The organism is Nocardia sp. NPDC049149, assembly GCF_043197455.1.
Classification (GTDB): Bacteria; Actinomycetota; Actinomycetes; order Mycobacteriales; family Mycobacteriaceae; genus Nocardia.
In genome coordinates, this window is the sequence record NZ_JBICTD010000011.1 from 24,634 (window position 1) to 49,586 (window position 24,953).

22 protein-coding genes and 1 pseudogene are annotated in these 24,953 nt (G+C 67.0%); 11 read left to right on the forward strand and 12 right to left on the reverse strand.

All coding sequences use genetic code 11. The features are described from left to right. The first annotated feature begins 16 nt into the window (after positions 1-16). Both ACGFNJ_RS35300 and ACGFNJ_RS35305 read left to right on the forward strand, forming a co-directional pair. Positions 17-451, forward strand: coding sequence for an SRPBCC family protein (locus ACGFNJ_RS35300; RefSeq protein ID WP_393458568.1), 435 nt, complete (start codon positions 17-19; stop codon positions 449-451). Positions 452-477: 26 nt separating this feature from the next. After that, positions 478-1,356 carry an SDR family oxidoreductase gene (locus tag ACGFNJ_RS35305; RefSeq protein ID WP_393458571.1) on the forward strand — a complete coding sequence of 293 codons (879 nt, stop codon included), beginning with the start codon at positions 478-480 and terminating at the stop codon, positions 1,354-1,356. A 101-nt stretch (positions 1,357-1,457) separates the two neighbouring features. On the opposite strand, the gene ACGFNJ_RS35310 is transcribed toward ACGFNJ_RS35305, so the two are convergent. Continuing rightward, positions 1,458-2,276, reverse strand: coding sequence for an LLM class F420-dependent oxidoreductase (locus ACGFNJ_RS35310; protein WP_393458574.1), 819 nt, complete (start codon positions 2,274-2,276; stop codon positions 1,458-1,460). Between the two features lie 178 nt (positions 2,277-2,454). Here ACGFNJ_RS35310 and dusB point away from each other — a divergent pair, with 178 nt between their 5' ends. From dusB to phoU, 3 genes are all read left to right on the forward strand, one after another. Further along, positions 2,455-3,597 carry a tRNA dihydrouridine synthase DusB gene (gene dusB / locus ACGFNJ_RS35315; protein WP_393459228.1) on the forward strand — a complete coding sequence of 381 codons (1,143 nt, stop codon included), beginning with the start codon at positions 2,455-2,457 and terminating at the stop codon, positions 3,595-3,597. Positions 3,598-3,897: 300 nt separating this feature from the next. After that, on the forward strand, positions 3,898-6,114 hold the full coding sequence (locus tag ACGFNJ_RS35320; protein WP_393458577.1) for an LCP family protein: 2,217 nt from the start codon (positions 3,898-3,900) through the stop codon (positions 6,112-6,114). 100 nt (positions 6,115-6,214) lie between these two features. After that, positions 6,215-6,877 (forward strand): phosphate signaling complex protein PhoU, encoded by a 663-nt coding sequence (gene phoU / locus ACGFNJ_RS35325; protein ID WP_069165695.1) that lies wholly within the window; start codon positions 6,215-6,217, stop codon positions 6,875-6,877. 199 nt (positions 6,878-7,076) lie between these two features. On the opposite strand, the gene pstB is transcribed toward phoU, so the two are convergent. The 6 genes from pstB to ACGFNJ_RS35355 form a co-directional block, all read right to left on the reverse strand. Continuing rightward, positions 7,077-7,853 (reverse strand): phosphate ABC transporter ATP-binding protein PstB, encoded by a 777-nt coding sequence (gene pstB / locus ACGFNJ_RS35330; protein ID WP_393458581.1) that lies wholly within the window; start codon positions 7,851-7,853, stop codon positions 7,077-7,079. 20 nt (positions 7,854-7,873) lie between these two features. Continuing rightward, complete coding sequence (gene pstA / locus ACGFNJ_RS35335) at positions 7,874-8,776, reverse strand: phosphate ABC transporter permease PstA (protein WP_393458584.1); 903 nt, start codon at positions 8,774-8,776, stop codon at positions 7,874-7,876. Continuing rightward, positions 8,776-9,747: a phosphate ABC transporter permease subunit PstC gene (gene pstC, locus ACGFNJ_RS35340; RefSeq protein ID WP_393459231.1), complete on the reverse strand. Its 972-nt coding sequence runs from the start codon at positions 9,745-9,747 to the stop codon at positions 8,776-8,778. Before pstC ends, pstA begins: the two co-directional genes overlap by 1 nt. A gap of 88 nt (positions 9,748-9,835) precedes the next feature. Next, positions 9,836-10,948, reverse strand: a complete 1,113-nt coding sequence (pstS, locus tag ACGFNJ_RS35345) for a phosphate ABC transporter substrate-binding protein PstS (RefSeq protein WP_393458587.1) — start codon at positions 10,946-10,948, stop codon at positions 9,836-9,838. A 242-nt stretch (positions 10,949-11,190) separates the two neighbouring features. Continuing rightward, positions 11,191-12,111: a mycothiol synthase gene (gene mshD, locus ACGFNJ_RS35350; protein ID WP_393459236.1), complete on the reverse strand. Its 921-nt coding sequence runs from the start codon at positions 12,109-12,111 to the stop codon at positions 11,191-11,193. Between the two features lie 174 nt (positions 12,112-12,285). Further along, positions 12,286-13,047 (reverse strand): winged-helix domain-containing protein, encoded by a 762-nt coding sequence (locus ACGFNJ_RS35355; RefSeq protein WP_393458590.1) that lies wholly within the window; start codon positions 13,045-13,047, stop codon positions 12,286-12,288. A gap of 196 nt (positions 13,048-13,243) precedes the next feature. Here ACGFNJ_RS35355 and ACGFNJ_RS35360 point away from each other — a divergent pair, with 196 nt between their 5' ends. The 6 genes and pseudogenes from ACGFNJ_RS35360 (at position 13,244) to ACGFNJ_RS35385 (ending at position 17,444) form a co-directional block, all read left to right on the forward strand. Further along, positions 13,244-14,044, forward strand: a complete 801-nt coding sequence (locus ACGFNJ_RS35360; protein WP_393458593.1) for an LmeA family phospholipid-binding protein — start codon at positions 13,244-13,246, stop codon at positions 14,042-14,044. Continuing rightward, positions 14,041-14,481, forward strand: coding sequence for a thioredoxin family protein (locus ACGFNJ_RS35365; RefSeq protein ID WP_393458596.1), 441 nt, complete (start codon positions 14,041-14,043; stop codon positions 14,479-14,481). The genes ACGFNJ_RS35360 and ACGFNJ_RS35365 overlap by 4 nt, the downstream gene beginning before the upstream one ends. A gap of 310 nt (positions 14,482-14,791) precedes the next feature. Next, positions 14,792-15,271, forward strand: a pseudogene (locus ACGFNJ_RS35370) (DUF4395 domain-containing protein); the annotation flags it as partial. A 121-nt stretch (positions 15,272-15,392) separates the two neighbouring features. Further along, positions 15,393-16,226: a sulfurtransferase gene (locus ACGFNJ_RS35375; protein WP_393458599.1), complete on the forward strand. Its 834-nt coding sequence runs from the start codon at positions 15,393-15,395 to the stop codon at positions 16,224-16,226. 2 nt (positions 16,227-16,228) lie between these two features. After that, positions 16,229-16,534, forward strand: coding sequence for a DUF1416 domain-containing protein (locus tag ACGFNJ_RS35380; RefSeq protein ID WP_014981486.1), 306 nt, complete (start codon positions 16,229-16,231; stop codon positions 16,532-16,534). Between the two features lie 202 nt (positions 16,535-16,736). Then, on the forward strand, positions 16,737-17,444 hold the full coding sequence (locus ACGFNJ_RS35385) for an FABP family protein (protein ID WP_393458602.1): 708 nt from the start codon (positions 16,737-16,739) through the stop codon (positions 17,442-17,444). Position 17,445: 1 nt separating this feature from the next. Here ACGFNJ_RS35385 and ACGFNJ_RS35390 read toward each other — a convergent pair whose 3' ends face one another. From ACGFNJ_RS35390 to ACGFNJ_RS35410, 5 genes are all read right to left on the reverse strand, one after another. Beyond that, a complete protein-coding gene (locus ACGFNJ_RS35390) occupies positions 17,446-18,315 on the reverse strand; it encodes a class I SAM-dependent methyltransferase (RefSeq protein WP_393458604.1) in 870 nt (289 codons plus the stop codon). Positions 18,316-18,702: 387 nt separating this feature from the next. Further along, positions 18,703-20,427, reverse strand: coding sequence for an ATP-binding cassette domain-containing protein (locus tag ACGFNJ_RS35395; RefSeq protein WP_393459239.1), 1,725 nt, complete (start codon positions 20,425-20,427; stop codon positions 18,703-18,705). 120 nt (positions 20,428-20,547) lie between these two features. Continuing rightward, positions 20,548-22,404, reverse strand: a complete 1,857-nt coding sequence (gene cydD / locus ACGFNJ_RS35400) for a thiol reductant ABC exporter subunit CydD (protein ID WP_393458607.1) — start codon at positions 22,402-22,404, stop codon at positions 20,548-20,550. Between the two features lie 3 nt (positions 22,405-22,407). Continuing rightward, the gene (cydB, locus tag ACGFNJ_RS35405) at positions 22,408-23,439 is read right to left on the reverse strand and encodes a cytochrome d ubiquinol oxidase subunit II (protein WP_393458610.1); all 1,032 of its coding nucleotides are present in this window, start codon (positions 23,437-23,439) and stop codon (positions 22,408-22,410) included. A 9-nt stretch (positions 23,440-23,448) separates the two neighbouring features. Further along, a complete protein-coding gene (locus ACGFNJ_RS35410) occupies positions 23,449-24,948 on the reverse strand; it encodes a cytochrome ubiquinol oxidase subunit I (protein WP_393458613.1) in 1,500 nt (499 codons plus the stop codon). Positions 24,949-24,953: the final 5 nt, after the last annotated feature.

The following is a 24,953-nucleotide window of genomic DNA, read 5'->3' on the forward strand; positions in this document are numbered from 1 at the left end:
GAAAGGAAGAACTGCCATGGCACAGGCCAAGGTTTCCAAGGAGTTTCCGGTCGCACAGGAGAAGGTGTGGGCGGTGCTGTCCGACCCGAGCCGCTTCGAAGAGTGGCTGACCGTGCACACCAAGTGGAAAGAGCAGCCGCCTGCGCAGCTGTCCACCGGCGCCACCATGACCGAGGTGCTCACCATCATGGGGATGGCCAACACCATCACCTTCACCGTCGAGGACTACGACGCCCCGAACTCGACGAAGTTCTCCGGCACCGGAATGGCGGGCGCGCAGATCAGCTTCACGCTGACCGTCGCGCCGAGCGGCGCGACCGGAGCACTGGTCACCATCGACGCCGAGTTCGTCAGCCAGATGATGGTCGGCGCCATCGGCGCCGCGGTCGAGCGCGCGTCCACCAAGGAACTCGACGCCTCCCTCACCAACCTCGCCGGTCTGCTCGCCTGACCACTCCCCTCTTCGAAAGGAACGACATGGGTTCGCTGGACGGACGCGTCGCCATCATCACCGGTGCAGGCCGCGGCATCGGCAGGGCACACGCGCTGCTGCTGGCCGCCGAAGGCGCCGCCGTCGTGGTCAACGACCTCGGCGGCGACAACGAGGGCAGCGGCGCCGATGCCTGGCCTGCCAAGCAGGTGGTCGACGAGATCATCGCCGCGGGCGGGCGCGCGGTCGCCGACACCGCGAACATCGCCGAATGGGCGGGCGCGCGAGGTCTGGTCGAGCGGGCGATCAGCACCTTCGGCGGGCTGGACATCCTGGTCAACAATGCGGGCATCCTGCGGGACGCGTTCATCGCCACCATGGATGAGACGCAATGGGATTCGGTGATCGCGGTACACCTCAAGGGCCATTTCGCGGTGCTGCACCATGCTGCCGCGTACTGGAAGGAACAGTCGAAGGCAGGCAAACAGGTCGCCGCCTCGGTGATCAACACCGCCTCCGCGTCCGGCACGTTCATGCCGAACCCCGGCCAGGCGAACTACGGCGCGGCAAAGGCGGGGATCGCGGCGATGACTCAGGTGGCCGCGCTCGAACTCGAGCGATATGGCGTGCGCGCCAACGCCATTGCTCCGGTCGCCAGAACCCGGCTCACCCTCGCGACCCCTGGCATGGGCGCGATGTTCGCCGAGGAGGTGCCCGAGGGCGAGTTCGATGCCTTTGCCCCGGAAAACATTTCACCCATCGTCGGCTACCTCGCGCAGGAGAAGTGCCCGATCACCGGCAAGGTTTTCGCGGTGCAGGGCGGCGCGATCTCGGTGCTCAACGGCTGGACCGCCGCACAGACCATCGAGACGGCCGGTCCGTGGGAGCTGGCCGATCTGGCCGACCGGCTCCCCGACCTCGGCTGACCCTTGGTCGGCGAATCCGGCTGCGGGGTAACGGATTCCGTATGATCGCTCAGCTGCACTGCGGGCCGGTCGACGGCTGAGCCGCGACCGGCCCGCGCCGACTACCCGAGGTACGGATCGGCGACCTTCGCGAACTCATCCAACGCTTGCAGCGTTTCCGACTCGGGCAGGGTCGGCAGAAAGAAGTTCGCCCGCACCACCCCTGCCTCGGCGTAAGCATCGAGCACCGCGGGATCGGGGTCGGTGTTGACGACCACCGGAAGGTCATGCCCTTCGAGCAGAGCGAGCTGAGCAGGCACCTCGGCCGGGTCCGACACCCCGATCGGTATCCAGCCGACGCCGTGCTGGATGGCGCGCTTGGCCGCGGCCTGCCCGCCGCCGACGAAGATCGGCGGATGTGGCTGCTGCACCGGCTTCGGCCACGCGTACAGCGGATCGAAATCGATGAAGCGGCCATGGTATTCGGCGAGATCCTCGCTCCAGATCACCCGGACAGCCTCGAGCTGTTCGTCGAGCAGGGCACCGCGCGTGCGCGGGTCGGTGCCGTGGTTGGCCATCTCCTCGCGGTTCCAGCCAGCTCCCACCCCGAAGACGACGCGTCCGTTCGAGATCACGTCGAGGGAGGCGACCTCCTTGGCCGTGTGGATGAGGTCGCGCTGGATGAGCAGGGTGACCCCGGTGCCGAGGAGCAGCCGCTCGGTGACGACCGCGACCGCGCTGAGCGCGACGAACGGATCCAGCGTGCGGTAGTACTGCCGCGGCAACTCACCACCCGCCGGATACGGGGTCGCCCTGCTCGCGGGAATGTGGGAATGCTCGGCGAGAAACAGCGCATCGAACCCTCGGTCCTCCAGCGCAGGCCCGAGCTTCGTACCGCTGATGCCCTCATCCGTCAGAAAGGTGCTGATTCCGATCTTCATACGAAGCCGAACTCGGCTCTGCCGCCCGGATATTCCGCCGTGGCGTGTCATCGGCGCGTCGTGCGAAGCGGCAGACTCGCCCGCCTGGCGCAACGGCAGGACACCGAGCCGAGTTGCCGGGCCTGCCGACCCCGGCAGGCTCCTTACGTGCGGAAATGAGACACTGGACGGCGTGACGATGACTTCCGAGGCGGCGACCACCTTGCGGATCGGGCCGTATCCGGTCGATCCTGCGGTGGTGCTCGCGCCGATGGCGGGCATCACGAACCTGGCGTTCCGCAAGCTGTGCCGCGAATTCGGCAGCCCGACCTCGATCTATGTCTGCGAGATGATCACCGCGCGGGCGGTGGTCGAGCGCAACGAGAAGACGCTGGAGATGATGTCGTTCGACGCGGACGAGTCGCCGCGGTCGATGCAGCTCTACGGCGTAGACCCGGCCACCCTCGGCGAGGCCGTGCGGATCATCGTCGGCGAGGGGATGGCCGATCACATCGACATGAACTTCGGCTGCCCGGTGCCGAAGGTCACCCGGCTCGGCGGCGGCGCCGCGCTGCCCTACAAGCGCGAGTTGTTCCGCCAGATCGTGCGCGCCATGGTGCTCGCGGCCGAACCGGCGGGCGTGCCGGTGACGGTGAAGTTCCGCATCGGCATCGACGACGAGCACCTGACCTACCTCGACGCCGGCCGCATCGCGGAAGCCGAAGGCGCGCAAGCGGTTGCGCTGCACGCACGGACCGCGGCGCAGCGTTACTCCGGCCAGGCCGACTGGACGGCCATCGCGCGGCTGAAGGAAGCCGTCACCACGATCCCGGTGCTCGGCAACGGCGATATCTTCTCCGCCGCCGACGCGGTGCGGATGATGGACGAAACCGGCTGCGACGGAGTCGTTGTCGGCCGCGGCTGCCTCGGCCGCCCGTGGCTGTTCGCCGAAATCCAGGCGGCGCTGCGCGGCCAACCGCTGCCCGAGGCGCCGGATCTCGGCCGCGTCGGCGAGGTGCTGTACCGGCACGGTGCGCTGCTCGCGGAACTGCTCGGCGAGGACAAGGCCATGCGCGACCTACGCAAGCACATGGCCTGGTATCTGATGGGCTTCCCGGTCGGCGCCGAGCTGCGCAGGGCGTTCGCGACGGTGTCGCACCTCACGGAGTTGGAAGACCTTGTCGGGCAGCTCGATCCGACGGCCCCGTTCCCCAGAGACGCCGAGGGCCCCCGCGGTAGACAGGGCTCCCCCGGCAAGGTCTCGCTACCGCACGGCTGGCTCGACGACCCGGAGGACCCCGCCGTCCCGCACGGCGCCGACGTGATGCACAGCGGCGGCTGAGGGCGCACAGCAACGACCGACGGTGCCGAGCGGTCGGCGCAGCCCGCGGTGCGGTCGAGGCTTGCACAGCGGTGGCTCGAATTGCGCGGCGCGGCCGAGAAGTCTGGCGGGCGAGCGCGACTCGCCGACGGCCGATAACCAGGCATCGCGCCCGCGAACTGGGTATCCAAACGACACTGTGGCCTATTCGATTTCAGACTCGTGTGGCTCGCCGTGGCGGAATCGTTATCATTGCGGAATCGGTCATGCCGGTCGAGTCAGGCCCGAGGCGGCGACGAAGACGAAAAGCGAGGTTCGTTGGTGGGTGACGATCGGCACGGGCATTTGCCACGGCCCGGAGGTCGCGCCCCGTGGGAGCGCTATCCCACGGCGGAGAACACCGAACGAGACGGCTCCCGGTCGTCTCGGCGCTCCCGCCATACCGAAGCGACCGACGACCCCGGCGCCGCACCGCTCACGGTGCAGGATCTCGTCGAGAAGGTCGACAACGAGCGCACCGGCCGTCGCTCCCGGCGTTCCGCCGCGCCCGAGCCAGGACGCACCGCGCGCCGCCCCGATGCGGCACCGCCCGCGGACCAGGCGCCGCGCAGGCCGGCGGAACAGACACGGCGACAGGCCGACCCCGCACCGCGCCCGCCAGACCCGGCAGCCAGGCGGCAGAGCGATCCCACCGCCCGACGCCAAGCCGACCCCGCCGCGCGCCGCCCGGCCGAGCAGCCGCCGCGCCGCCCGGCCGCCACGCCGCCGCGCACGGGCAGTTCCCCGGTAGCCCAGGACATCGCGGGCACCCCGGCTGCGCGGACGCCCGACCGGCGCCCGCCCACCGAGGACAGCAGGCGCACTCCGCCGCCCGCCCGCGCCAAACCGGAGGCGGCCGAAGAGGTCACCGACATCCTGCCGCCGCTCGACGAGACCCCACGCGCCAAGCGCAAGAAGGACAGCACCAGCAGCGACGGTGCCGCACCACCCAAATCGGTCGGCGCCGTCCCCCTGTCCCGGCTGGCGGCCAGTAAACAGCGTCGCAACAAGCGCCTGCGCGTCATCGGACGCTCGACCCTGGTGATGTTCGCCGTGCTCTGCTTACTGTCCACCGGTGGCGGCTGGAGCTATCTGCGCTATACCACCAACGGCTTCACCCAGGTGGAGGCGATCGACGGCAACGAAGACGATGTCGTCGACTCGGGCGCGCAGCTCGGTGACGAGAACTTCCTGCTCGTCGGCACCGACACCAGGGTCGGCGCGAACGGCCAGCTCGGCGCGGGCACGCTCGACGACGCCGAAGGTTCCCGCGCGGACACGGTCATGCTGGTGAACATTCCGAAGAACCGCTCGCGGGTCGTCGTCGTCTCCTTCCCCCGCGACCTCGATGTCACCCGGCCGGTGTGCAACGGCTGGGACAACGAAAAGGTCCAGTACACCAGCGAATCCTTCCCGTCGGCCATCGGTGACAAGCTCAACGCCGTCTACGCACTCGGCGGACCGAAGTGCCTGGTGAACGTGATCAAGAAGATGACGGGCCTGACCATCGGGCATTTCATCAGCATCGACTTCGCCGGTTTCGAAGGCATGGTCGATCAGGTCGGCGGCGTCGATGTCTGCACGACGAAACCGATCATCGACGACGTCCTCGGCACCGTCCTGGAAACCTCTGGGCAGCAACATATTTCGGGCGAGACCGCGCTCAACTACGTGCGGGCCAGGCACGTGAAGGGTGAGGAGCGCAGCGACTACGACCGCATCAACCGGCAGCAGCGGTTCCTCGCATCGCTGCTGCGCGGTGCGCTCTCCAGCAAGGTGCTGTTCGATCCTGGCAAGTTACGCGGCTTCATCGACGCGTTCACCAAACACACCTGGGTAGACCGGGTCAACGCGAACGACCTGCTGACCCTCGGCCGTTCGCTGCAGAAGGTCGACGCGGGCGCGGTGACCTTCCTGACCATCCCGACCGCGGGCACCACCTCCTACGGCAACGAGATCCCGCGCGAAACCGACATCAAGGCCATCTTCCGCGCGATCATCGACGATCGGCCGCTGCCCGGCGAGAAGAAGGCGCCACCGCCGCCCGGGTCGAGCACGGCACCGCCGCCTGCCCCGCCGAAGCTGACCGCGGTCAACCCGGGCAGCGTCCCACTGCTGGTCTCCAACGGCACCGGGACGGCGGGCATGGCAGCCACCGCGGCCACCAAGCTGGCCAACCAGGGTTTCCAGATCAACAGCACCGGCAACTTCTCGGAGGGGTCGTCCAAGACCACCAAGATCCGCTACTCCAGCGGGCACGAGGCCGAGGCGGCGACGGTCGCCACCTCGATCGCCGGGGCAACCTTGGAGCAGGCCAACGAGCTCGGCGCCACCGTCGAGGTCGTGCTCGGCGAGAACTACGGCGGGGTGATCAAGCCGCCGACGCCGTTCGGTGACCCGATCACGAACGTGTCGACCACGCCTGCCGTGGATGCGACGCCGGTCGTGTTGCCCTCCGATCTGGAACATATGAACGCCGCGGACGACACCTGCAAATAGCCACGGCCCCACCTGCGGCAACACCACCGCTAACCATCAGCACCGGGCATTCACCCTCCGTTGGTGACACCGTCAGCGCCGGGAACTAATGTCTGATTTCATGCGTGTCATCTACAACGAGCAAATGGCCGATCTCGCCCACCTGTTGGGCGAGATGGCCGGTCTGGCGGGGGCGGCCATGGATCGGGCCACCCAGTCATTGCTCCAAGCCGACCTCGCTCTGGCAGAGCAGGTGATCACCGAGTCCGACCGGATCGCCGAGCTGATCCAGGACGCCGAGGAGAAAGCGTTCGCGCTGCTTGCGTTGCAGGCACCGGTCGCTGGAGACCTGCGGCAAGTGGTGAGCGCGATCCAGATCGTTGCCGACGTGAACCGCATGGGCGCACTGGCACTGCACGTCGCCAAGGTGGCGCGCAGGCGGCACCCCAATCACGCGCTACCCGAGGCGGTCAACGGCTACTTCGCCGAGATGGGCCGCATCGCCGTCAACATGGGCGCAGGCGCCAAAGAGGTGCTGGAGACCCGTGATCCGGAGCGCGCCGCGCAGCTCAACGAGGACGACGAGGCGATGGACGATCTGCACCGTCACCTCTTCAGCCTGCTGATGGACCGGGACTGGAAGTACGGCGTCGCCGCCGCGGTCGACGTCACCCTGCTCGGCCGCTACTACGAGCGCTTCGCCGACCACGCCGTCGAAATCGGCCGCCGCGTCATCTTCCTCGTCACCGGCGTGCTCCCGCCGGACCCGGACGTCGAGGCCTGAGAACCCTCGGATTCCCCCGAATAGGTTGATACCCAACCTATTCGGTATGCCCTACCCGAAACCTCCGGCGGCGCCCGACATCCCGGCCGCGCCGCCGCCGCCCGAACGCCACAGACGACACACTCGCTCCGGCTGACACACGCAGAAAAAGCCCGCACCTAACCGGTGCGGGCCTTTCTGTTCTTGCGGCGCTTGCCTTTTAGCCGAAGCGACCGGAGATGTAGTCCTCCGTCGCCTTCTGGCCGGGGTTGGAGAAGATCTTCTCGGTGTCGTCGATCTCGATCAGCCGACCCGGCTTGCCCTGGGCCTCCAGGTTGAAGAAGCCGGTCTGGTCACTCACGCGCGCAGCCTGCTGCATGTTGTGGGTGACGATGACGATGGTGAATTCCTTCTTCAGCTCGGTGATCAGGTCCTCGATCGCGAGCGTGGAGATCGGGTCGAGCGCCGAACACGGCTCGTCCATCAGCAGCACGTCCGGGGACACCGCGATCGCACGGGCGATGCACAGTCGCTGCTGCTGACCGCCGGACAGGCCACCACCCGGCTTGTCCAGACGATCCTTGACCTCGTTCCACAGGTTGGCACCGCGCAGCGAGCGCTCGGCGACCTCGTCGAGCTCCTTCTTGTTGCGCACACCCTGCAGCTTGAGCCCGGCCACCACGTTGTCGCGAATCGACATGGTGGGGAACGGGTTCGGGCGCTGGAACACCATGCCGATGGTGCGCCGCACGCCGACCGGGTCGACCGTCGCACCGTAGATGTCTTCGCCGTCCAGCAGCACCGCACCTTCGACGCGGGCGCCGGGAATCACCTCGTGCATGCGATTGAGCGAGCGCAGCACCGTGGACTTACCGCAACCCGACGGTCCGATGAAGGCGGTGACACTGCGCGGCAACACGCTCAGCTTCACCTCGGCGACAGCGTGAAACTTGCCGTAGTAGATGTTCAGGTCTTTGACGTCGATCCGCTTGGCCATCTGAGTTATCCGTTTCGCTTCTATCGATTCCGCGTGAGCCACTTGCTGACGACCGCCGCTGCCACGTACAACAGCGCGATCAGCAGAATGAGCGTCAGGGCCGCACCCCACACCCGCGCCCGACCGGCCGCTTCCGGGTTCGCCAGCTCCTGGTAGATCAGCAGCGGCAGCGAGGCCATGTTGCCGTCGAACAGGTTGGTGTTGATCGACTTGCTGTAACCGACCAGCACGAGCACCGGCGCGGTCTCACCCATCACGCGGGCGAGCGCGAGCAGGATGCCGCTGATCATGCCGGGCAGCGCCGTCGGCACCACGATCCGAACGATGGTCTTCCACTTGGGAATTCCGAGCGCATAGGACGCCTCGCGCAGCTCGTCCGGAACGAGCTTCAACATTTCCTCGGTGCTGCGCACCACCACCGGCAGCATCAACAGCACCATGGCCAGCGACACCGCGAAGGCACTTTGTGGGAAGCCGATCGTGGCGATCCACAGCGCGAAGATGAACAGGGCCGCGACGATGGACGGCACACCCGCGAGGATGTCCACCATGAAGGTGGTGGTCTTGGCCAGCCAGCCGCGGCCGTATTCGACCAGGTAGACGGCGGCCATGATGCCGATCGGCACCGCGATCACCGCGGCGATCGCCGACTGCACGACGGTGCCGTAAATGGCGTGGTAGATGCCGCCACCGAACTGGTCGGGCAGGATGCCCTTCTGCGACTTCTGCCACCAGTCCAGCGACGCGATCGCGTCGAAGCCTTTGCTGACCACCATGATCAGCACCCACGCGAGCGGAACGAGCGCGATCGCGAAGCAGAGCCAGACCACGATGGTCGCGATCTGGTTGCGGATCTTGCGGCCGGTGCTGACGTCGCGGAACGTCGGCGCCTTGATCGGCTTGTCGAGCGTTGTCGTTGTCATCAGCCGTTCACCCTTCCGCCCGCGGCGAATCGCGCGAGCGCGTTGACGACGAAGGTCAGCGCGAACAACACGAAGCCTGCCGCGATGTAGGCGCCCGTCGGCAGCGGCGAGCTGAATTCCGAGGCGGACGCGGCGATCCGGGAGGCGAAGGTGTAGCCGCCGTCGAACAGCGACCAGCTGCCGCCCTGGGTGGCGGTCTTCAAAACCACCAACACCGCGATGGTCTCGCCGAGCGCGCGCCCGAGCCCGAGCATCGAGCCCGCGATCACACCGCTGCGGCCGTAGGGCAGCACGGTCATCCGCACCATCTCCCACTTGGTCGCGCCGAGTGCGTGCGCGGCTTCGACGTGCGCCACCGGCGTCAGGCTGAAGACCTCACGCGACACCGAGGTGATGATCGGCAGGATCATCACCGCGAGCACCACGCCCGCGGTGAAGATCGTGCCACCGCCGGAGATGGACACGTTGCCGTCGCCGAAGAGGAAGAACCAGCCGAGCTTGTTGTTCAGGAACTCCTGTACGCCCTTCAGCTGCGGCGCGAGTACCAGGAAGCCCCACAGGCCGAACACGATCGACGGCACCGCGGCCAGCAGATCGGTCAGCGTGGCGAACGGCTTCGCCAGCGCCTTCGGGGCGTAGTTGGTCAGAAACAGTGCGATGCCGACGCCGATCGGCACCGCGACGGCCAGCGCGAAGATCGAGCTCAACACCGTGACCATGAACAGGTCGCGGATACCGAACCGGAGGTTGTTGCCGTCCGTGGTGTTGAACTCGGTGCTGGTGAAGAAGTTCGCGTGATTCGCCATGACCGAGGGCACCGCGCGGATCAGCAGGAATAGCGCGATCAGCGCGATCGCGGCGACGATGATCGCGCCCGCTGCTGTTGCCAGCGAACGGAATACGATCTCCGCCCGATTGCTGTGCGGGGTTTGAACCTTCTTGGCTGGTTCGGTGCTCGGTTCACTCGACATGGGAGCTTTGTTTCCGGCCGCCCGCAGGCCCGTCGAATCCGACGAGCCCGCTGCGGTCACCTCAGGGTGCACGGTCATGGCTGCGCTATCAGGAGATGGCGTTGATCGCGGTGGTCAGGCGGGTCTTGAACTTGTCGGGGATCGGCACGTAACCGGCCTCGTCGAGACCCTTCTGACCGTTGGTGGTCGCCGAGGTCAGGAATGCCTTGACCGCCTTGGCAGTGTCGGCGTCCTTGTACTTCGAGCAGACGATCTCATAGGTGGGCAGGATGATCGGGTAGGCGCCCGCCACGGTCGGCTTGTAGAACGAGCTGGTGTCGAGCACCAGGTCGTTGCCCTCGCCCTTGATCTTCGCGCCGTCGATGGCCTTGCCTGCGGACTCGGAGGTCAGCTTCACCGGGTCCTTGGAGGCCGAGGTGACGATCTGCGCGATGGACAGGCTCTGCGCCTTCGCGAACGACCACTCGTTGTAGGTGATCGAGTTCTTGGTGCTCTTGATGGCGGCCGAGGTGCCCTCGTTGCCCTTGGCGCCCTCACCGATACCGCCCTGGAAGGCCTTGCCCGCACCCTTGCCCCAGGCGCCGTCGGAGGCGGCATCCAGGTAGAGCTGGAAGTTGTCGGTGGTGCCCGACTCGTCGCTGCGGAAGATCACCGCGATCTTGTCGGAGGGCAGCTTCGCGTTCGGGTTGAGCGCCTTGATCTCCGGCGCGTCCCAGGTGGCGACGGTTCCGTTGAAGACCTTGGCCGCGGTCGGGCCGTCGAGCACCAGGTCCTTGACGCCGTCGATGTTGTAGGTGACGGCGATCGGACCGAACACGGTCGGCAGGTTCCACGCCGGGGAGCCACAGCGTTCCTGCGCCTTGGCGGGCTCTTCCTTCTTCGCGCTGAGCGGCGAGTCGGAACCGCCGAAATCGGTCTGGCCGCCGATGAATTCGTTGACGCCCGCGCCGGAGCCGCTGGAGGTGTAGTTCAGCGTCGCGCCGTCGCAGTTGGCCTCGTAGGCGGCGGTGAAGCGCTCCACCGCGTTCTTCTGCGCGGACGAACCGCTGGCCTTGAGCGCCTTCTTCCCGCCGCACGCGATGTCCGACTTGGCAGTGTTGCCGGTGTTGGTGGTGGTGTTGTCGTCACTGCCACACCCGACGAGGGTCATGGCACCAACGGCCAGCACACCAACGAGGGCGCTGCTGCGCTTGAGATTCACTATTCCTCCGGAAGGACGTCTTACTCGTCCGGTCCCTCACCGGCCCGGACGGGTGATGTGGTGCAGTTCGCGAGAAGCTTGCGCACCAGGCAGCCGTGGGCTCCCCACCAATCAACGTAAAGTCACGTGGTTGACAGCTGGACCGACCTGAGTGAACGGCGGGTGAACAGGCAAGCGCGATTGAGCCCGTTATGTGTGACATTAGCCGCAGTTTTACTCAGGCACCCCCGGAGCGGCCCCTGCTATTCAGTTTCGGCCGCCGAATACGCGACATCACTATGGGCGGGAGCGAACCCGAGCCGGGTGTAAGTGTGTACGGCAGAGGCGTTGTCGGCCTCGGTGTAGAGCAGCACCTCGGCGAGGCCGCGATCGCGTAGATAGTGCAGCCCGGCGAGGGTGAGCAGGCGGCCGAGCCCACGCCCCTGCGCGGCCGGGTCGATGCCGACCACGTACACCTCACCGATCGGCGGTTTTTCGTCGTAATGCACCTTGGTCCAATGGAATCCGAGGACCCGCTCCGGATGCGCGGTGTCGGTCGCGAGGAACAGACCATTCGGGTCGAACCACGGCTCGGCGCGACGTGCCTCGATGTCACGTTCGGACCAGCCGCCCTGTTCTGGATGCCAGGCGAAGGCGGCGTTGTTCACGCGCAACAATTCGGCGTTGTCGGCAGGTCCGGAGTAAGTGCGGAGAGTCACTCCACTTCGCACGGGAAGACCAGGTAGCTCTGGCGTTGCCAATGCCCTGCGCATTTGCCACAACTCGCGCGCGGTGTGCAGGCCGAGACGGGCCGCGACGGCTTTGGCGGCGGGCCGATCGCCGTGCGCCCAGACCCTGGTGCCAGGCCCGCCCTCGGCGAGCGCGGCCGCGACCAGGCCGGTGCCGATGCCGTTGCCGCGCGCGGGCGGATCGACCGCGACCTCGGCCATGGCGGGATGTTCACCATGCGCGGGAACAAGATTCGCGTAGCCGGCAATCCGGCCGTCCTGCTCGGCGAGCAGGTGCCTCACCTCGGGTTCGTCGGCCGTTGCCAGCGAAAGAACGGCTTGTTCGGAGATCGGAGCAACCCCGTCGGCGACGGTCGCGCGGTCGAGCAACTGCCGGACCTCGGCGGCCGCTTCCGCGCCGATGCGCTCGGTCCACCGTGTTGCCGCGCCGGTCATCGGACTCCATTCGTCGCCGGGTGTCGGGTCCCCGAGTGGGTTCCCCACCCGGACAACGTCATTGCGTCGCTCAACATTTCGCGGCCGGTCGGCGGCACCGATCGGACGCTTGAACGTCGTGCGAACACATAATGACGCGTCGGTGTTTCGGAATATTCGGCGCGGGCGCCGAACTCACTGCGCAGAGCCGTTGACCGGAGCCAGCGGCACGTCGTCGGTCCCCTCCTGCTCGTCGTCCGCGGCAGGCACCGCCTCGCCCTTCGCGGTCCGCGACGGCCGCACCGCCTTGTAGCCGACATTGCGCACGGTGCCGATCAGCGACTCGTACTCGCTGCCGAGCTTGGCGCGCAGCCGTCGGACGTGCACGTCGACCGTGCGGGTGCCGCCGAAGAAGTCGTAGCCCCAGACCTCCTGCAGCAGCTGGGCCCTGGTGAACACCCGGCCCGCGTGCTGCGCGAGATACTTGAGCAGTTCGAATTCCTTGTAGGTGAGATCGAGCGGCCGCCCGCGCAACCGCGCGGTGTAGGTGCCCTCGTCGATCACCAGCTCACCGAGGGTGATCTTGCCGCTGTTCTCCGGGCTGGCGACGCCGCCGTTGCGGCCGACGAGCAGCCGCAGTCTGGCGTCCAGTTCGGCAGGCCCGGTGCCGGGCAGCAAGATGTCGTCGAGGCCCCAGTCCGCGTTCACCGCGACCAGGCCGCCCTCGGTCAGCACCGCGACGACCGGCACCGACGACCCGGTGCTGCCGAGCAGGCGGCACAGGCCGCGCGCGGCGGCGAGATCGGTGCGCGCATCGACAAGTGCGACATCCGCGGATCCCGCCTCGAGCAGCGAGGAGACCTCGGTGGGCGCCGGACGCACGTTGTGCGCCAGCAAGGCCAACGAGGGCAGCACCGACTCGGGGTTGGGGTCAGAGGTCAGCAGGAGCAGCTCCACAAGCTTCTCCTCCCATCTCGTAGCTCCGAGGACAACAGCCACACTGCCGGGGGCCACGTCGCTGATCACAGGTAATTCGGATGCAAGATTAGCCTGTGAACCCCGATGACCTCGCCATCCGGGTTGCCGACGCACCCCAAGTGATATGTCTGATACCAGAAATGCACCGTAGGCACGGTGCCGATAAGGTTCAGCAATGCGCAAGCTCATCATCGGGCTGCTGATTCTCGCGGGACTGGCAGTGGTCATCGATTTCAGCGTCGCGGCCTATTCGGAATATCGAGTCTCGCGCGCGCTACGCACGGGCGCCGACCTCGCCGCCGACCCCGAGGTGTCCATCGGCAGCTTTCCGTTCCTTGTCGAAGCCGCCAACGGCCGCTACGACAAGGTGCTGATGCGGGCCTACGGCAAGCGCCCCGATATTCCGGGTGAGCTCCCGCTCGAGGCGACGCTGACCGGCGTGCGGCTGCCGCTGCACGAGCTGGTCGACGGCAGCCTGCGCAACGTCCCGGTGGAGCAGATCGACAGCTCGCTGCGGATCAAGCCGACCGAGCTCGGCAGGCTGTTCAACATCCCGAACCTGCAGGTGCACGGCGCGGAGGCGGATAAATCCGACGGCACCGGCGGATCCGGCGGGTCGGGGATGACCACCACCGACGGCAAGCTGTGCCTCACCGGCACCCTGCCCGAGCAATCGGGCGCCCAGTTCGCCGGCGAGAACGTGGCCGTGCAGGCCGACCTGTTCCTCGACGGCGGTCAGGTCAAGATCGTGGCGACCGGCTCGTGCAAGGGCGCGGACACCACCACCGTCCCGGTCGCGATGCTGCCCGAGCAGCAACGCCCAGCGGTGCTCGCGGCGTTCACCCGTACTATCGACATCAAGGAATTGCCGTTCGGTGTCCAGCCCATGAAAGTCCGTGCAGACGGCGGACAAATCGTGGTGCAGGGCAAGGGCGTGAACGTCACGATCGACCTCGACCGATTGCAACAACCATGATTGAAATCACAATTCTGGCAGTGATGTTGCTCGCCGCGCTGGCGGTGGGGATCGTGCTGCGCCGCAGGGACGGCAAAGTCAGGGTCGCCGACGTCATCGAAACCCGGTCCGCGCGCGCCGATCTGCTCGCCACCGTCGGCGTCACCGGAACCGGCCCCGCCGTGCTGCACTTCTCCGCCGACTGGTGCGGGCCGTGCGCCGCGGTCCGGCGCGTGGTCGCCGATGTCACCGGCCAGCTGGCCGAGTCGCCGCAGCCGCCGCTGGACATCGAGGTCGACATCGACGCCGAGCCCGCGCTGGCCAAGGAACTCAACGTGCTCTCGCTGCCGACCACGTTCGTCTTCGATAGTGAAGGGCGCGAACGCTTTCGGATCTCCGGCGTGCCGAAGATGACCGATCTGCGCTCGGCGCTCGAGCCGCTGACCGTGGCTGCTTAGCGCGCGCACGCGCCGTCCGCATAGCCGCCTTGACAGACCCGATTCGGAACTGTCGGCAACCCGGGCTCCAATTAGCCCGCCCAATTGGGTAAACTGCATTCGTGCTTTCCAACCACGAGCTGATGCTCACCCGACGCCGCACAGTGGATCTGTGTCGCCTCGGTGGTTGTTGCTGCCTGTGCCGCTGAGCGGTCGGCCCTCTCAGATTTCCTGACGCCGACCTTTGTTCGCCGCGCGAGTGATCTCTTGATCCCCCGGCGAACTGGCAATTTTCCCGCCACCAGTCGCATCCAGCTCAGGAGTACGCACAATGTCCACTGAGATCCGTAATACTTCGCAAAATCAGCCAAATGCCAACGGACAGGTCGATGTTCGCGGTCCCCGCTTCGCCGCGTGGATCACCACCGCCGTCCTGGTCCTGGTGCTGATCGCCGCCATCTTCTCCCCCGTCGCCGCCGCGGTGCTCATCGCCATCCAAGCCGTCGTCTTCGCGATCGGCGCGGCTTACGGACCGCGCAAGCATCCGTACGGCCGCATCTACGCGAAATTCGTCGCGCCGCGCGTTGCCCCGACCACCGAGACCGAACCCGTGCCGCCGCTGAAATTCGCGCAGCTGCTCGGCCTGGTCTTCGCGGTGGCCAGCCTGCTGGGCTTCGTGCTCGGCTCCACAGTTGTCGGCGTGGTGTTCGCCGGCTTTGCCCTGTTCGCAGCGTTTTTGAACGCGGCGTTCGGGATTTGCCTGGGCTGCCAGATCTATCCCCTGGTTGCCCGTTTCCGTCGGGCCACTGCATCTACTGGCGGTGTTCACGACCCCTCCGTGGTGACGCAAGCTGCCTCCTCCGGGCCTGACGCTCACACCGCCGGGTCCCCGGCACCGAACTGACCCTTGCAAGTCATCTGAAAGGAACAACATGGCTCGCTCCGATGTCCTGGTCTCCGTGGACTGGGCCGAAGAGAACCTCAACGCCCCCGGCGTCGTATTCGTCGAGGTCGACGAGGACACCTCCGCCTACGACGGTGGCCACATCGAGGGCGCCGTCCGGCTCGACTGGAAGAAGGACCTGCAGGATCAGGTTCGTCGTGACTTCGTGAACCAGGAGCAGTTCTCCGATCTGCTCTCGGCGCGCGGCATTTCGAACGACGACGAGGTTGTGCTGTACGGCGGCAACAACAACTGGTTCGCCGCCTACGCCTACTGGTACTTCAAGCTGTACGGCCACAACAACGTCAAGCTGCTCGACGGCGGCCGTAAGAAGTGGGAACTCGACGGCCGTCCGCTGTCCACCGACGGCGTCAGCCGCCCGGCCACCACCTACAAGGCCGCCGCCCCCGACGTGTCGATCCGCGCCTTCCGCGACGAGGTCATCGCCGCGATCGGCACCAAGAACCTGGTCGACGTCCGTTCGCCCGACGAGTTCTCCGGCAAGATCCTGGCCCCCGCGCACCTGCCGCAGGAACAGAGCCAGCGCCCCGGCCACATCCCCGGCGCCATCAACGTGCCGTGGAGCAAGGCCGCGAACGAAGACGGCACCTTCAAGTCCGACGCCGAGCTCGCCGAGCTCTATAAGGAAGCGGGCCTGGACGGCGAGAAGCAGACCATCGCTTACTGCCGGATCGGCGAGCGTTCCTCGCACACCTGGTTCGTGCTGCAGGAGCTGCTCGGCCACAGCAATGTCAAGAACTACGACGGGAGCTGGACCGAGTACGGCTCCCTCGTCGGTGCACCGATCGAGTTGGGAGCATAACCATGTGCGCAGCACCTACCCAGGGTCAGGCCATCCCCGCAGGCGTCGACGTGGAGAAGGAGACGGTCATCACCGGCCGCGTCCTGAGCACCGACGGGCAGCCGGTCGGCGGCGCGTTCGTGCGCCTGCTCGACGGCAACGGTGATTTCACCGCCGAGGTCGTCGCCTCGGGCACCGGCGACTTCCGCTTCTTCGCGGCACCGGGCGCATGGACCGTGCGGGCGCTCTCCTCGGCCGGCAACGGCTCCGCGGAGATCCGTCCCGACGGTGCGGGCATCCACCCCGTCGACGTCGCGGTCGCCAAGTAAAAACGGATGTAAGAAACCTCATGCAGCTAACGGCCCCGGGCTTCCCCACTATGACGGGAAGCACCGGGGTCGTTTGTGTACCGGCTCGCTGTTGTCGTTAGACTCCAAATGTGGTCGTCTTCTTCGAGATTCTGCTGGTGGCCGTCGCCATCCTGATCGGCTGGTTCGGTCTGTACGTCTTCTATCGGCTGTTCACCGAGTCATGAGTGAACTCGCGAGCGAAGGTTCCAGTCCAGCCGAGCGAGCGAGTGAACAACTGAACGGCAACGCTGCGGCCGACGTACCCGGCCGTCGCAGCGGCGATCAAGCCGTGTCAGAGGCCGCTGAGCGCGCCAAGGCCACCGGAGCCCGCAACATTCCGGCGCTGCCGGATCTGCCGCTGCCCGTCGATACCGCCAATCTGCGCCTCGGGCCGGATCTGAGCGCTTCCATGCTGGCGCTGCTGCCGATGGTCGGCGTGTGGCGTGGCGAGGGCGAAGGCAACAACCCCGACCGTGGCGACTACCGGTTCGGTCAGCAGATCGTCGTCTCGCACGATGGTGGCGACTACCTGTCGTGGGAATCTCGGTCCTGGGTAATCGACGCCGAGGGCGAGTACGGCGGCCCCGATCTGCGCGAGAGCGGATTCTGGCGCGTCGGCATCGACGGCAACGACGAGGTGATCGAGCTGCTGCTCACGCACAGCACCGGCATCGTCGAACTCTTCTACGGACAGGCGCTCACCCAGTCGTCCTGGGAACTCGCCACCGACGTGGTGATCCGCAGCCAGTCAGGCATCGTGGTCGGCGGCGCGAAGCGGTTGTACGGCATCGTCGAAGGCGGCGACCTCGCCTATGTCGAGGAGCGCGTGGTGGCCGACGGCCCGCTGGCGCCCCGCCTGTCCGCGCGGCTGCAGCGCTACATCGGCTGACCTACCGCACCCTGGCGTGCGCGATCGCGGAGAAGGTGTTGATCGGGCGGCGGACGCCAGGCAGCTGGCGGCGGGCCAGGTCTTGCGGACCCGCGTTGTCGATCAGGTCTAGGCCCCGTTCTGCGAGATAGTCGGCCAACGTCGCCGGGTCGAGGCCGGAGCGCGCTGGTTCGCCGCGGGCGGCGACGAAGCGAATGTACTTCTCGCCCTCGGGATATGGGCACGGCTGATCGAAGACGTCTCGGTGCCAATAGTCGAATATCACGCTGGAGCCTGCGGCGAAACGGGCGATCGAGGACAAGGTCGCGTCGACCTCCCCTGCGGTGAGGTAGGGGGCGACGCCCTCCCAGAGAAATACCGTCGGGATCGCACGGTCCACCGAGGCTGTGTCGAGCGCGTCGTCCAATGTCCTGGTGCTGAAATCGACCGGAACGAAACGCACGTGGTTCGCGGTGACGCCGGGTACCGCACGCAATCGTTCCTGCTTCCACGCGCTGGTTGCGGGATGATCCACTTCGATGACCGGAACTTCGCCGATCGCATCCGACAGGCGATACGCCCTACTGTCAGCACCCGCACCGAGAATGACCACTTGCTGTGCGCCGCCGTCGATTTCGCCGACGAGCAGTTGGTCGAACTGTTTCGTGCGCGCAGTGACGAACGAGTACAAGCCCGGCATTTCCCGCTCGATACGCCACAACAGCACCGCCCGCAGCGGCGCTATCCGAATACCGAGGCGATATCGGGCTCCGATCAAAAACTCGGCGAGATTATCCGGATTGCGCCGGAATGGATCCCGTTCACGCGCACCAGCGGCGCGCAGTGCGGCAGCACCTTCCGCAGTGGTACTGCGCTCAGAGTCGCTCTGCACGTTCCCGAGCCTACCGCTCATCTCTTTCCCGTACCGGGACAACAGATCTCGCGAGAACATGGGTAACTCACCGGGTACCGGCTAATTCATCCCAAACCTTGCCGCCGGTCGCCAACGCAACTGATGTGCCACCTAGGTCTGGCCAAAAAACTCGGAGAGGCGGACGAGAACGACCCCCGAGCCCTACCGGTGCACTGTAAGGCGCACAGGTCCTGGTCGGACTCAACCAGGGGCTCGGGGGTCGGGTGACTGCGTGGTTTTCGTCAGCGCTCGCGCGGGCGAATCACCTGCAGCGGTGGCGCTAGCGCGCAGCCACCTCACGTGTCCTTTGAATAACCATTCTTCGAACCACCTCCTTCCTCGTGTACTGATGAATTTAGCGAGGAGTCAGCGGGTCGGCAACGGAATTTCTCCATGGGCGGAAAAGGTCGACGAGTGGTCGAGAAAATCGACGTTTACCTGCGACGATGCGTCGACTCGTACGACGACGTCCGCGCGATGGCCCGACGGTAATTGGTGTGTGACGACCACCACAGTTCGATCAGGCGCCACGAGCCCGCTGTCGGCGTCGAGCAACGCCCGCAACAGCTGCGCGCCGGCCTCGGACTCCATGTGCTCGGTGGGCTCGTCGAGCAGCAATACCCGGGCGGGTGCGACAAGGGCACGCGCCAACAGAATTCGGCGACGCTGGCCACCCGACACCGCGGCGGCGCCACCGATCAGATCGGTGTGCACCCCCTCCGGCAGTGCCGCCAGCCAGTCGCCGAGACCCGCTGTGCGCAAAGCGGTTTCCGCCTCGTCCTCGGTGAGGTCACCGCGGGCCACCCGAAGGTTCTCGAGGATCGAGGTCCCGAACAAGTGGGCATCCTCCGCGAAGAAGGTGACACCAGGACGTGGGGTGCCGAACAGCCCGGCCCACACCATCAGCAGGGTGGTCTTCCCGGCCCCGCTCGGCCCGACTACGGCGATTCGATTGCCGCTCGGAATCTCCGGGAGTTGTTGCGCCGCTGCCAGGTCCGCACTCCCACCGTCCCTCGACGCGGAGTGGTCGACCGCGGTCAGACGGTGCAGTGCTGCGCGCGCGGTGGTGAGCGCCTGCGCTGCGGCAGGCAGGGGGCCGACGGCCTCGAATGCCGACAGCGGGAGCAGGACCAGCACGGCCAGCGCCATCGGTGTCATCGCACCAGGTGCGCCGCCGGACGGGCCATAGAGCGTGATGCCGATCAGCAAGGCGCCCAGCACACTTGCCCCGATCGAGAGTGGAGTTGCCGCAGCGGACCAGGCGCTGCGCGCGGCGGCCGCATCTTCCGCGGTCACCGCGCGCCGAGATGCCTCGGCGGCAGCGTCGAGTGCCGCATCGAGCCGACCGGCGACCCGAAGTTCGGCCGCGTGATCGAGCACCGTGAGCGCCTGCGCGGTGAACTCGGCCCGATCCGCCCGCACCGCACGTTCGGCTTCCTGTGCCGCCCGTGCGGACAACCACGGCGCCACTATGCCCGAAAGCGCCAGTGCACCAGCCAGAATCGCGGCGGCGGCGACCGAGATGGCGGCAAGCAGTCCGATCGCGACGGTCGCGAGGACGACCGCGACAGCCACCGGAACGAAGACGCGCACCACGACCGCGCCGAGATCGTCTATATCGCTGCCTATTCGGACAAGCAGATCCCCGCGCCGCAAGGGGGCGCTGCCGTCCGCCCGAACCGAATCGCCAAATCGCCTGGCAACAGTGGCGACCCGATCCGCGTGTGCCACCTCGCCAGCTCGATCCGCACTGGTGTCGGCCGTCGCTGGCAGACCAGCGCCGGGCCTGCGTAGCCAGAAGTCGGACCGCGCCAACGTCCGATAGACCGTCGTCCGCGCTGTTCCCATGGCCCGCAGCGCAACATCGTGCGTGGCAAGCCGTTCCAGATACCGGCACAACCCCCGGGAAATCCCCAGTGCCCGCACGGTGACCACCGCGATGCTCAAATCCAGCACTGGCGGCATCTCCCACGCCCGCGCAATCAACCACGCGGCAAGCGCCGCAAGCCCGAGCCCACTCCCGAGCGCCAACACCCCCCACACCACCGCCACCGCGACCCGCCACCGCGACAACTCGAGCAACGCCCACATCTGCCGCACATCACCGACCAGCCCGCCGACCGAAACCGCCTTGCCCGCAACCTTGTTCATAGCTCGGATCCCCGCGGGCCCAGTCGTCGAGCAGCGACGACGATTACGTTCATCGGCTCATCACCCCGATATCTCGGTCAGCTGGTCGATCACGGCATGCACCTCGACGATGTGGTCCGCGGCGGCGAGAACTGTTGGGCGGTGGCCGATCACGAGGACCGTCGCGCCTGCTCGAGCGCGCCGGGTCAGTGCCGCCAACACGGAGGCTTCGCTGTCGGCGTCGAGGTGAGCAGTCGGCTCATCGAGCAGCAGAATCGGGCGGTCAGCGGCAAGAACCCTGGTGAGAGCCAATCGCTGACGTTGGCCGAGGGAGAGTCCGACGCCGCCTGGGCCGACTACGGTGTCCCAGCGCTCGGGGAGCTCGTCCAGGACAGCGTCGAATCCGGTGGCGAGACAAGCGGCTTCCAGCTCGTCGACTACTCGGACGGGGCCGTGTGCGCGCGATACGGCGGTGTCGGCACCGAAGAGTTCGAGGTTTTCGCGCAGTGTCCCCGGCACCAGAACCGGCCGCTGCGGCAGCCAGGCGACTCGCGCCCACCATTCGTCCGCGGGTAGGTCCCGTAGGTCGACGCCGTCCACGGTCACCGAGCCACGGTCCGGCGCGATCAATCCCAGAATCGCTTGTACTGCGGTCGATTTACCGCTGCCGTTCGGGCCGGCGAACACGGTGACGGCACCGGGCAACACCCGCGCCGAGAGGTCTGCGGGCGCCAGGCCGTCTCGCGCCCGAACGGAGAGTCCGCGCAGCTCGACCACGCCCGCGAGGTGCCTGGGCCCCTTGCCGTTGTCCTGCGACGAACTACGCGCCGCTGCCGGAACGGACGCGGCAGCATCAAGGTGGTGTCCCACACCGGCGACGACACCCGTCGCCGCCTGGCGAGCTGTGTCGTCGTCACCGGAATCGGTTGTTCGCGGATCGGATTCGAGCACGGCGAAGGCTCGGTCAGCGGCCGCCATACCGTCCTGTGCGGCATGGAATCGCTCGCCGACCATCCGGAGCGGCAGGTACACCTCCGGAGCCAGCACGAGGGCAACCAGGCCCGCGTAAAGGCTCATCTCGCCGAAGACGAGGCGCAGGCCGATGGAGACCGCGATAAGAGCGACGCTGAGGGTCGCGAGCATCTCCAGCACCATCGAGGACAGGAACGCGATCCGCAACGCCCGCATGGTCCGCTGCCGCAAGGCATCTCCGAGGTCGCGCACCCGACCGGCCATGGTGCTCGGCGCCACGGCCTCCGCCGCCAGCGAATTCGCGCCGGATTCTCGGCCGAGCGCCCGCAGCGTCGGCATCCCCGCGAACAGGTCGAGGAGCTGATCCGAGAGCCGGGTGGTGGCAACGAGGGTCGCCTCGGCACGGCCCTGAGTCAGCAGACCGATCAGGATCATGAAGATCGGGATCAGCGGCAGCGTGACCACCACGATCAGACCGGAGATCGGATCGTGGATCGCGATGACCGCCAACACGATCGGCGGGACCAGGACGGCGAGCAGTAGCGCGGGCAGGTATCCCGTGAGATAGCCGCGCAGTCCGGACAGGCCGGTGCCGACGACGACCGCGAGTTCGGTTCGCCGAGTGTCGAGTTCGCGCGGCGCGAGGCGAGCCCCCGCACTGAGCACCGCGGTTTCCAGCTCCGCGACCACACTCGCGCCCGCCCGGTGCGCCAGCCGCGACTGCGCCAAGGTGGCCAGCACCCGGCAGGCGATGGCCGCCGTGAGCACGAGCAGTTCGGTCGTCCACCCGCTGAGCGTGCGCGCGCCGGGATCGGTGACGACCCCGGCGAGCACCCGGCCGAGCATGAGCGCCGCGACCACGATCGATCCGGTGATCGCCAGTGACAGTGCGACACTCAGCACCAGGTAGCGGCGAGCTGAGCGGGCGTACCGCCAGAGGCGCGGGTCGACGGGCGGGCGGGCCATGGCTCAGTCCTTCGTCGCGCCGAGCGGTAGGCCGACCGGCGCGGGGATCTGGTCGACGGTGATCCGCTTGCGGAATATCCAGTACGTCCAGCCCTGGTAGATCAGCACCACCGGGGTGACGATCACCGCCGCCCAGCTCATCACCTTCAGCGTGTACGGCGTGGACGAGGCGTTGTGGATGGTGAGGTTGAACGCCGCATCGATGGTGGAAGGCAACACATTCGGGAAGAGCGACCCGAACAGGAGGGCGGTGGCCGCCGCCACGGTGAGGGCGGTCCCGGTGAATGCCCATCCGTCGCGGTCGGCGTACACCGCGATCCCAGCGCCTGCCAGGCCGATTACCGCCAGCCCCAACGGAATCCAGGTCCAACCGGTGCCGTACGCCAGCTGCGTCCACAGGCCGAACCCGCCGACCACCAGGACAGTCGGCCCCAGCAGCAGCCGAGCCGTGCGTTGCGCGTCGGCGCGCACCTCGCCGCCGGTCTTCAGCCCGAGGAAGACCGCGCCGTGCAGTGCGAACAGCAACCCCGTGGTGAGCCCGCCCAGCAAAGCGTAGGGCCCCAACAGATCCCACACCGAACCGGCGAACTGCTTCTTCTCGTTCAGCGGCACCCCGCGCACGATGTTCGCGAAGACCCAGCCCCAGGCGAGCGCCGGTATCCATGACCCGATGCCGATGCCGATATCGCAGCGGGCCCGCCAGCGCGGGTCATCGATCTTGCCGCGGTATTCGATGGCGCAGATGCGCAGGATCAGCGCGACGAGCAGCACCAGCAGCGCCAGGTAGAAGCCGGAGAACATGCTGGCGTACCACTCGGGGAAGGCCGCGAACATGGCGCCGCCCGCGGTGATCACCCACACCTCGTTGCCGTCCCACACCGGTCCGATGGTGTTGAGCACCACCCGGCGGCGCGTGTCGGAGCCCTTGCCGAGGATCGGCATCAGCATCCCGACGCCGAAATCGAAACCCTCCAGCACGAAGTACCCGGTGAACAGCACCCCGATCAGCACGAACCAGAACTCTTGCAAACTCATCGCCGGCTCCTAATATGCGAAGGAAAGCTGTTCGACGGCAGGTTCTTCGGCGCTCGCCCGGCCGGGCGGCCCGCCGGTGCCGTCGGGCCCGGTGTCGGTCGGCGGCGGCGCGGCTTTGTCGGGACCGTGGATCACGTAGCGCCGCATCAGGTAGAACCACACGATGGCCAGCGCCCCGTACAGCAGCGTGAAGGTGACCAGCGAGACCACCACCGTGGTGACCGAATGGTTGGACACGCCCTCCTGCACGGTCAGCCGCAGATTCGGATCGCCCGTCGGATTCGGCACGACAACCCAAGGCTGGCGGCCCATTTCGGTGAACACCCAGCCTGCGCTGTTGGCCAGGAACGGTGTCGGAATGGCGAGCAGGCTGAGCCAGGAGAACCGCCGCTGGTCCGGCACCCTGCCGCGACGCGTCAGCCAAAGTCCTGCCAGCGCAAGCAATCCGGAGCCCGCCGCGAGCCCGATCATCGCCCGGAAGGACCAATAGGTGACGAACAGGTTCGGCCGGTAGTCGCCGACGCCGTACTTGTCGTTGTATTCCTTCTGCAGGTCGATGACGCCGGGCAGGGTGACGTCGCTGAACTTGCCCTTGGCCAGGTAGGGCAGCACACCCGGCACGTCGAGCACGTGGGTCACGCTGTCGCAGTTGTTGTGGGTGCCGACCGTCAGGATCGAGAAGTCGGGGTCGGTCTTGGTGTGGCACAACGATTCCGCCGAGGCCATCTTCATCGGCTGCTGCTCGAACATCAGCTTGCCCTGGGTGTCGCCGGTGAAGAACAGCGCAGCCAGCGAGATCAGCATCACCCAGCTGCCCGCGATTGCCGCAGGCCGCCACATGGTGCGCGCCTCGGCGAGCTGGGCGGCATCGCCGCTACGCGCCTTGCGCACCATCCACCAGCCCGCGATGCCCGCCACGAAAGTGCCTGCCGTGACGAAGGATCCGGCGACGACATGCGGAAAGGCCGCCAGCAGTGTGTTGTTGGTGAGCACCGCGACGATGCTGTCGAGCTCGGCGCGGCCGGTCTCCGGATTGAACCGCGCCCCAACGGGATGCTGCATGAACGAGTTCGCGGCGACGATGAAGTACGCCGACGCGTTCACGCCGATGGCGACCATCCACATCGCGCCGAGGTGGACGAGCTTCGGCAATCGGGTCCAGCCGAAGATCCACAGCCCGAGGAAGGTCGACTCCATGAAGAAGGCGATCAGGCCTTCCAAGGCGAGCGGCGCGCCGAACACGTCACCGACGAAGCGGGAGTACTCGCTCCAGTTCATCCCGAACTGGAACTCCTGCACGATGCCGGTGGCGACACCGAGCGCGAAGTTGATCAGGAACAGCTTGCCGAAGAACTTGGTCAGTCGCAGCCAGTGGTCCTTGCCGGTGATCACCCACGCGGTCTGCATGGCGGCGACCAGCGGCGCGAGTCCGATGGTCAGCGGCACCAGCAGAAAGTGATAGACCGTCGTGATTCCGAACTGCCACCGCGAGACGTCCAGGGCACTCAATTCGG